The organism is Streptomyces sp. NPDC054847 (assembly GCF_053610925.1).
This window is the reverse complement of sequence record NZ_JBSGZJ010000373.1, coordinates 1-7,094: the sequence shown is the minus strand read 5'-3', so window position 1 is coordinate 7,094 and position 7,094 is coordinate 1. Positions and strand designations below refer to the sequence as shown.

Below are 7,094 nucleotides of genomic sequence, written 5' to 3'. Positions count from 1 at the left end.
CTCCCGGGCCGGTCCGGCGCCGGGCCTCACCGCCACCGGCCGTGGGGCCGGCCCGCCGGCTCTCGGGCCGGCGGCCGTCGCCGGTCAGGCGGGGAGCGTCATCAGGGCCAGCGGGTCGGAGGTCGGATGCGGGGAACCGCCGGCCGGTTCGACGGTGATGCCGATGCCGGACGCGTCGTCCAGCGGCCCCTCCATCACCACGGCCCCCGTGGCGCCCGACACGTTCAAGAGGCCGGCGGACCTCATGGAACCGCCGTCGGCGAACCAGAGTTGGTACACCTTGCCCTCGGGCGGGTTCGGCAGCCCGGTGGCGAGGAACGCGGCCTTGTCACGGGTCCGTGAGGCGACCACCGTGCCGGTCGCCCCGTCCGAGAGCCTGCTGGAGACGACCCTGGCGTCCGGGGCGGTGAGCACCGAGGCCAGGTCCGCCGCCCGGCGTTCCGTACGCCGTTCCGCGTCACGGGCGTCCCGCGCCTCCGTGTACTGCCAGAGGGCCAAGGAGCCGAACGTGGTGGCCGCCGCGATGCTCGCGGCCAGCGCGAAGCGGGAGAGCGCCCGCCCACGCCGTGGGCCGCCGTGCCTGCTCTGGCGCGGCACTCGCGGCGGCGCCTGCCGCTCCGCCGCGATGTGGGCCATCACCCGCTGCTTGAGCACCGGCGGCGGTACGACGGCGACCGCGGAGGCCAGCTTGCCCGTGGTGGCGGCCAGTTCGCGCACCTCCTGCGAGCACGACGGGCAGCCCGGAAGGTGCCGTTCGAAGTCGGCGTGCTCCCCGGGCGGCAGGGCGTGAAGCACGTACGCGCCCGTCAGCAGGTGCAGATCACCGGTGTTCACGCGCTCACCCCCAGGCAGTCGCGCAGCCGGATGAGTCCGTCACGCAGGCGGGTCTTGACCGTGCCCAGCGGTACGGACAACAGCTCGGCGACCTCCCGGTACGTCAGTCCCCGGTAGTAGGCCAGGGTCACCGACTCGTGCTGAAGCTCCGTGAGGGTGCGCAGACAGCGCCGTACCTGCTCACGCTCGAGCCGGGCGTCCACCTGCTCGGTGACCTCGTCGTACGCGGGCGTACGCTCCAGCAGCGCCGCCCGCCGCTCGCGGTCGGTCGCGGCCTGTGCCGACCGCACCCGGTCGACGGCCCGCCGGTGGGCGAGCGTGAGGATCCATGTCATGGCGGAGCCCCGGGACGGCTGGTAGCGGGCGGCCGAGCGCCAGATCTCGAGCAGCACTTCCTGAGCCACCTCCTCGGACTGGGCCGGGTCCCGCAGCACCGTGCGGACGAGGCCGAGGACACTTCCGCCGACCGCGTCGTACACCTGGGAGAAGGCGTTCTGGTCGCCTCTGGCCACCAGGCCGAGCAGTTCCTGAAGATCCGGGCCCGCAGGAGCGGGCCCACCGATGTGTACGGCTGCTTTCACGCGGCGATCCTCCACGGTGCGGACGCGTCGAAGGGACATTCCACCGGGCATTCGTAGCCGGACGCCCGGCGGATCGGTGCGGTCCGCGGCATGGTGTCACGACCGTACGAGTGCCTCGCCGTCGGCCGGGCTGCGGTGCGCCGGGCGGGCGGCCCGCACGGCGAGGAAGATCAGCAGACCGATCGGTGAGAGCAGGATCGTGAGCACCAGCAGCGGCCCCATCACCAAGGGGTGGATGCCGAGCCGCCGTGCCTCGCGGTACATCCACTGGCCGAGCAGCAGGTCCCATGCGATGACCTGCGCCCAGACGGCGCCCGCGCCGTTCGCACGGGCGGTGAGGTCACGGAACACGTCGATGTCGGGACTGCTCACCGCGGCCCACAGTTCGGGGAACACCGGGATCGCCATGGCGAGATGGACGAGGAGCACGGGGACGACGGTCAGCGGTGAGGCCGCGACGCGGGCCGTGAGCCGTCGGTGCGGCGCGAAGATCATCAGCAGCCAGACGGGGGCGACGAGCCAGAAGGACAGTTCGAAGAGGAAACCGGTCATGCGGCGAACTCCTTGTGTGTGTCCGATCCGGTGGTCCTGCCGGTGCCGCCGGTCCTGCTGGTCGTCCCGGCCGTCGGGCCGTCGGGTGGGGCGGTCCGGCGCAGCGCCGCCCAGGTGCCGGCCGCCGCGGCGAGCAGGAGGACGGCCGCGGCCGTGAGCGTCACCCCGTCCGGGCGCACCAGGGCCTGCCCCCGCAGCGCCTGCCACGTCACCAGCGCGAAGAGCCCGGTGTACGTCCCCGATGCCACGAGGACCAGCCGCAACCGGACGCGTTCGTCACGCAGCCGGGCGAAACGCGGAGCGAGTACGACCAGGGCGAGCAGGACGAAGGGCAGGACCTGGAGCGCGTGCAGGCCCACGAAGTGAGGCACCCTCAGGTCCCCGCCCGTCATCTCCCAGCCCGTCAGCGGCATCGAAGGGCCGCCGTCCGGCACTCCGACACCGTGCGCGCCGACGACCTCGGGGTTCCCCGTCTCCGCCTCTGCGCGCTGCTCGGGCGTCGGCCGCGCCATCCGGAACCCGATCAGGGCACCGGCCAGCGAGAGCACGGAGCCGAATCGGACGGCCCAGGCGGACGCCCGGTCGGCGGGTCCGGTGCGGAACAGCAGGACTGCGACGACCAGTGCCGCGGCCCACAGCACGACCACGGTCACGGCCATCGTGTCGAACAGCGCCTTGTCGAAGGGCGTTTCGTTGTTGAAGTGGCTGCGCCTGCCGCGCATCGCCTGACCCGTGATCAGCACCATCTCGATCGCACTGGCAAAGGCGACGACGGTGCCTGCCCACCAGCCGGCGCGCCGGAAGCGCCGCAGCATGGACAGCATCCAGGCGAGTGAGAGTGCGTAGGCGAGGAACGAGGCCGAGAACTTGAAGGGCTTGAACCAGACCGGTGATCCGGCGACGAGCCGGTCGTCCACCGCTAAGCCCACGGCCGTCATCACGGTCAGCACGGCCATCGAGGCGGCGAAGACCATGAGCGGCCGGTGCCAGGAGAACCAGGGTGGTGAGGACGCGGAAGAAGACATGGGTGTACCCCCGGAGAAACTATGGATAGTGGCGCTTACCGCTATCAGATAGTGGAACTATCTATGATGGGGGCCGAGGATGGCAAGAGGCGAAGGGTGAACGCGCAATGCGCATCGGTGAGTTGAGCCGCAGGACCGGGGTGCCGGTACCGACGATCAAGTACTACGTACGCGAAGGGCTGCTGTCGGCAGGGGAGTTGACCAGCCCGAACCAGGCGAGCTACTCCGACGCGCACGAACGCAGGCTCCGGCTGATCCGTGCGCTGCTGGAGGTGGGCGGGCTCTCCGTCGCCTCGATCAGGGACGTGCTCGGGGCCGTCGACGACCCGGACAGGTCCGTCCACAAGGTGCTCGGCGCCGCCACGGACGGACTTGTGCCGAGGTACGCGAACGGCGACGAGTCACCGGCCGCCCGGGAGAAGGTCCGCGAGCTGATCGCGCGCCGCGGCTGGCGCGTGGACGCGGCCCACCCCGCGGCGGAGGCGCTGACCGAGGCGCTGGCGGCGCTGGAGCGGGTGGGGCACGGCGCGTTCGCCGAAGTGCTCGACGACTACGCCTCCGCGGCGGAGACGGTGGCCCGCGCGGACCTCGCCCATGTGGGGCGGCACATCGGTCTGGACGACCTGGTGGAGGGAGTGGTGGTCGGCACGGTGATCGGTGACGCGATGCTGGCGGCGTTGCGGCGTCTGGCGCAGACGGACGGGTCGTCGCGGGCGTACGGGGAGGGCTGACGGCCGCGTGCCGCCTGCGGCGGGCCTTGTCCCCTACCCGCCCCTTCCCGCTGTACCGATGTGCGGCTCTGCCGCGTGGGGGCTCCGCCCGGACCGCGTCACCGCGCCGGGGCTCTGCCCCCGGACCCCCGCGCCTCAATCGCCGGCGAGGCTTATTTGCCCGGCAAGGCCGGGGGCCGCCGGCAGGGCTGGATGCCACACAGCGAAGTCCGGCCCGCCTGGGGGCACCTCCTACGGCCGCCAGGCCGTAGGGGGAGTTTGAGGGCACCGCGCGAAGCGCGGTACGCCGCCCACAGGGCGGTACGGGGTCCGGGGTTGGCCCGCCACGCGGCGGAGCCGCACATCGGTACCGCGGGAAGGGGCGGGGTGGGGAGATGCCTCGCGCCGGGCCACGCCCCCGCATCGCGGACGCAGTCCGCGCCGGGGCTGCCGTCCCCGAGCAGCAGCCACGCTCCCGACCGCGCCCCGCGCAGCAGCCACGCTCCCGCACCGCGGACGCCGCCCGCGCCGGGTCGCGCTCCCGCGCAAGCGGCCACCCGCCCGCGCCGGGTCACGCTCCCGCGCAAGCGGCCACCCGCCCGCGCCGGGTCATGCTCCCGACCGCGCCCCGCGGACGCAGTCCGCCCCGCCCGAGTCTCAGGCGCCCCGTTCCTGTTCGCGTTCCACCTGCTCGTTCCACTCGCGCTTGACCGCGCGCCACGCCTCGTCCGTCTGGCCCAGGCGCCAGTAACCCGAGATCGACAGCTGCTCCTTCGGCACGCCCCGCTCGACCCGCAGCAGCCGGCGCAGTTCCTTCACGCAGGCCGCCTCGCCGTGGACGAACGCGCAGACCTTGCCCTCCGGGAAGTCCAGTGCCGTCACCGCCTCGACGAGTGCCTCGCCGACCGGGCGGTCGCCGCGGTGGAGCCAGGTGATGCCGACGCCGTCCGGGGTGGCGGTCTTCTGTTCGTCCGCGGGGCCGTCGACCTCGACGAAGGCGTGGACGACGGCGCCGGCCGGCATCTGCTCCAGCGACGCCGCGATCGCCGGCAGTGCGCTCTCGTCGCCTGCCAGCAGGTGCCAGTCCGCGTCCGGGGCGGGGGCGTAACCGCCGCCGGGGCCGAGGAGGCGCATCGTGTCGCCGGCGCGGGCGCGGGCGGCCCACGGGCCGGCCAGGCCCTCGTCGCCGTGGACGACGAAGTCGATCGTCAGCTCGCGATGGGCGGCGTCCCAGGCGCGCACCGTGTACGTACGGTTGGCGGGCCACTGGTCGCGAGGGAATTCCGCGCGGATCCGGTCGAGATCGAACGGCTCCGGGTATGTGACGCCGTCGGCAGGGAAGATCAGCTTCACGTAGTGGTCGGTCCAGCCGCCGAGCTCGAACGCGGCCAGCCCTTCGCCCCCGAGCACCACCCGCACCATGTGTGGGGTGATCTGTTCCGTGCGCACCACCTGCGCCTCATGGACCTTCGGTGACGTGCGGGCCGGACGTTCCGCTCGGTCTGCCACGGCGTTACTCCCCTGGACGATAGGTGCTTAGGCTTACCTAAGTTAACACCTCGTCCGGTGACTCAGCGCTTCAGGGCGTTCAGCAGTCGCACGACCGCGCCGCCCAGTCCCCACTGCTCCGTCAGCCGGTCGAGGGCCACCGGGTCGCGGGGCGCGCTCGGCAGCGCGGCGTCGAACTCGGGCAGCGCCACGTCGGTGGCGACCTTGACGACCTTCGGGGCCACGGTGACGTAGGCCCTGGCCTCGTCCAGCCGCCGGCGCTGCGTCGGGGTGAGCTTGGAGCCGCGGTCGCCCACGGCCGCCATGATCCCGTCCAGGTCGCCGTACGTGTCGAGGAGCTTGGCCGCGGTCTTCTCGCCGATGCCCGGCACGCCGGGCAGTCCGTCGCTCGGGTCGCCCCTGAGCAGCGCCAGGTCCACATAGCCGGGCCCGTCGACGCCGTACCGCTCGCGCAGCCAGGCCTCGTCCGTCGTCTGGAGCGTGCCGACGCCCTTGAGCGGATACAGCACCCGGCGTTGGCGCGCGTCGTCGACCAGCTGGAACAGGTCGCGGTCGCCGGTGACGATGTCGACCGGGCCGGTGGCCCGCGCGGTGAGCGTGCCGATGATGTCGTCCGCCTCGTAGCCGTCGGCGCCGACACGGGCGATGCCGACCGCGGCCAGAACGGCTTCGATCACCGGGACCTGGGGGGTGAGCGTGTCGGGGACCACTTCCTCGTCGGGGCCCTGGTCGTGCTCGGCCGCGACCCGGTGCGCCTTGTACGAGGGGATGAGGTCGACGCGCCACTGGGGCCGCCAGTCGTTGTCCCAGCAGGCGACCAGATCGTCCGGGCGGTGGTCCTGGACCAGCCGTGCGATGAAGTCGATGAGCCCGCGCACCGCGTTGACCGGTGTGCCGTCGGGGGCCCGGACCGAGTCGGGGACTCCGTGGTAGGCCCGGAAGTAGAGGGAAGCGGTGTCGAGGAGCATCAGGCGTCGGGTCACAGGGACGATGATGCCGCACCCCACCGACAGGCGGCCCGCAGCCCGATCCGGTGCACCGGGAGGTGACGGAAAAGTGAACTGGGTCACACTTCCGTTTGACTTCTGAACGCCGGGGGAGGCGCGGAGCCGGAGCGAACCCGGTTGTTCTTTCAACAATTGCATCGGGCAAGCGGGCAGACCCCGCCACGCTCCACGGCCTGCGCGCGGGGGTGGCGGGCCGTTCCCGTTCGACCCGTGAGGTGTATGTGTCCAGGCTGCAGGCCGAGCACTTGTACAAGGTGTTCGGCAGACGACCCGATGAAGCGGTGACCAGGCTCGAAGGCGGCGCAGACCGCGACGAGCTGCGCGCCGACGGAACGACCGCAGCGGTCATCGACGCCTCCTTCACCGTCGAGCCGGGCCAGATATTCGTCGTCATGGGGCTGTCCGGGTCCGGAAAGTCCACCCTGCTCCGCATGCTCAACGGGCTCCTGGAGCCGACCGCCGGACGCGTCCTCTTCGACGGCGAGGACCTGACGGCCCTGAGCCCCCGCGACCTGCGTACCGTGCGCTCCACCAGGATCAGCATGGTGTTCCAGCACTTCGCCCTCTTCCCGCACCGCAGCGTCCTCGAGAACGCCGGATACGGCCTCGAGGTGCAGGGCGTCCCCCGCGCCGAACGCGACAGGCGCGCCGCGGAGGCCCTCGAGCTGGCCGGCCTCGGCGGCTGGGAGAACTCCTGGCCCGACGAGCTCTCCGGCGGCATGCAGCAGCGCGTCGGCCTCGCCCGCGCGCTCGCCACCGACGCCGACCTGCTGCTGATGGACGAGTCGTTCAGCGCCCTCGACCCGCTGATCCGCCGCGACATGCAGGACCAGCTCCTCGAGCTCCAGAAGCGTCTGAAGAAGACCATCGTCTTCA

8 protein-coding genes are annotated in these 7,094 nt (G+C 72.3%); 2 read left to right on the top strand and 6 right to left on the bottom strand.

Annotated features, from left to right (window positions below; all coding sequences use genetic code 11):
* Positions 1-84: 84 nt before the first annotated feature.
* The 4 genes from ACWGH4_RS27525 to ACWGH4_RS27510 form a co-directional block, all read right to left on the bottom strand.
* Positions 85-834, bottom strand: a complete 750-nt coding sequence (locus ACWGH4_RS27525; RefSeq protein WP_453465701.1) for an anti-sigma factor — start codon at positions 832-834, stop codon at positions 85-87.
* Entirely contained in the window at positions 831-1,415 is a 585-nt protein-coding gene (locus ACWGH4_RS27520; protein WP_453465699.1) for a sigma-70 family RNA polymerase sigma factor, read from the bottom strand. The genes ACWGH4_RS27525 and ACWGH4_RS27520 overlap by 4 nt, the downstream gene beginning before the upstream one ends.
* Before the next feature lie 96 nt (positions 1,416-1,511).
* Entirely contained in the window at positions 1,512-1,967 is a 456-nt protein-coding gene (locus ACWGH4_RS27515; protein WP_453465697.1) for an ABA4-like family protein, read from the bottom strand.
* Positions 1,964-2,992, bottom strand: coding sequence for a hypothetical protein (locus ACWGH4_RS27510; RefSeq protein ID WP_453465695.1), 1,029 nt, complete (start codon positions 2,990-2,992; stop codon positions 1,964-1,966). The genes ACWGH4_RS27515 and ACWGH4_RS27510 overlap by 4 nt, the downstream gene beginning before the upstream one ends.
* 107 nt (positions 2,993-3,099) lie before the next feature.
* Here ACWGH4_RS27510 and ACWGH4_RS27505 point away from each other — a divergent pair, with 107 nt between their 5' ends.
* On the top strand, positions 3,100-3,723 hold the full coding sequence (locus ACWGH4_RS27505) for a MerR family transcriptional regulator (RefSeq protein WP_453465693.1): 624 nt from the start codon (positions 3,100-3,102) through the stop codon (positions 3,721-3,723).
* Between the two features lie 636 nt (positions 3,724-4,359).
* Here the strand turns inward: ACWGH4_RS27505 and ACWGH4_RS27500 are convergent.
* Both ACWGH4_RS27500 and ACWGH4_RS27495 read right to left on the bottom strand, forming a co-directional pair.
* Positions 4,360-5,211 (bottom strand): siderophore-interacting protein, encoded by an 852-nt coding sequence (locus tag ACWGH4_RS27500; RefSeq protein ID WP_453465691.1) that lies wholly within the window; start codon positions 5,209-5,211, stop codon positions 4,360-4,362.
* Between the two features lie 62 nt (positions 5,212-5,273).
* Positions 5,274-6,179 (bottom strand): 5'-3' exonuclease, encoded by a 906-nt coding sequence (locus tag ACWGH4_RS27495; protein WP_453465703.1) that lies wholly within the window; start codon positions 6,177-6,179, stop codon positions 5,274-5,276.
* A 254-nt stretch (positions 6,180-6,433) separates the two neighbouring features.
* On the opposite strand from ACWGH4_RS27495, the gene ACWGH4_RS27490 reads away from it, so the two are divergent.
* The coding region (locus ACWGH4_RS27490; protein ID WP_453465689.1) for an ATP-binding cassette domain-containing protein at positions 6,434-7,094 on the top strand (661 nt) is incomplete at its 3' end.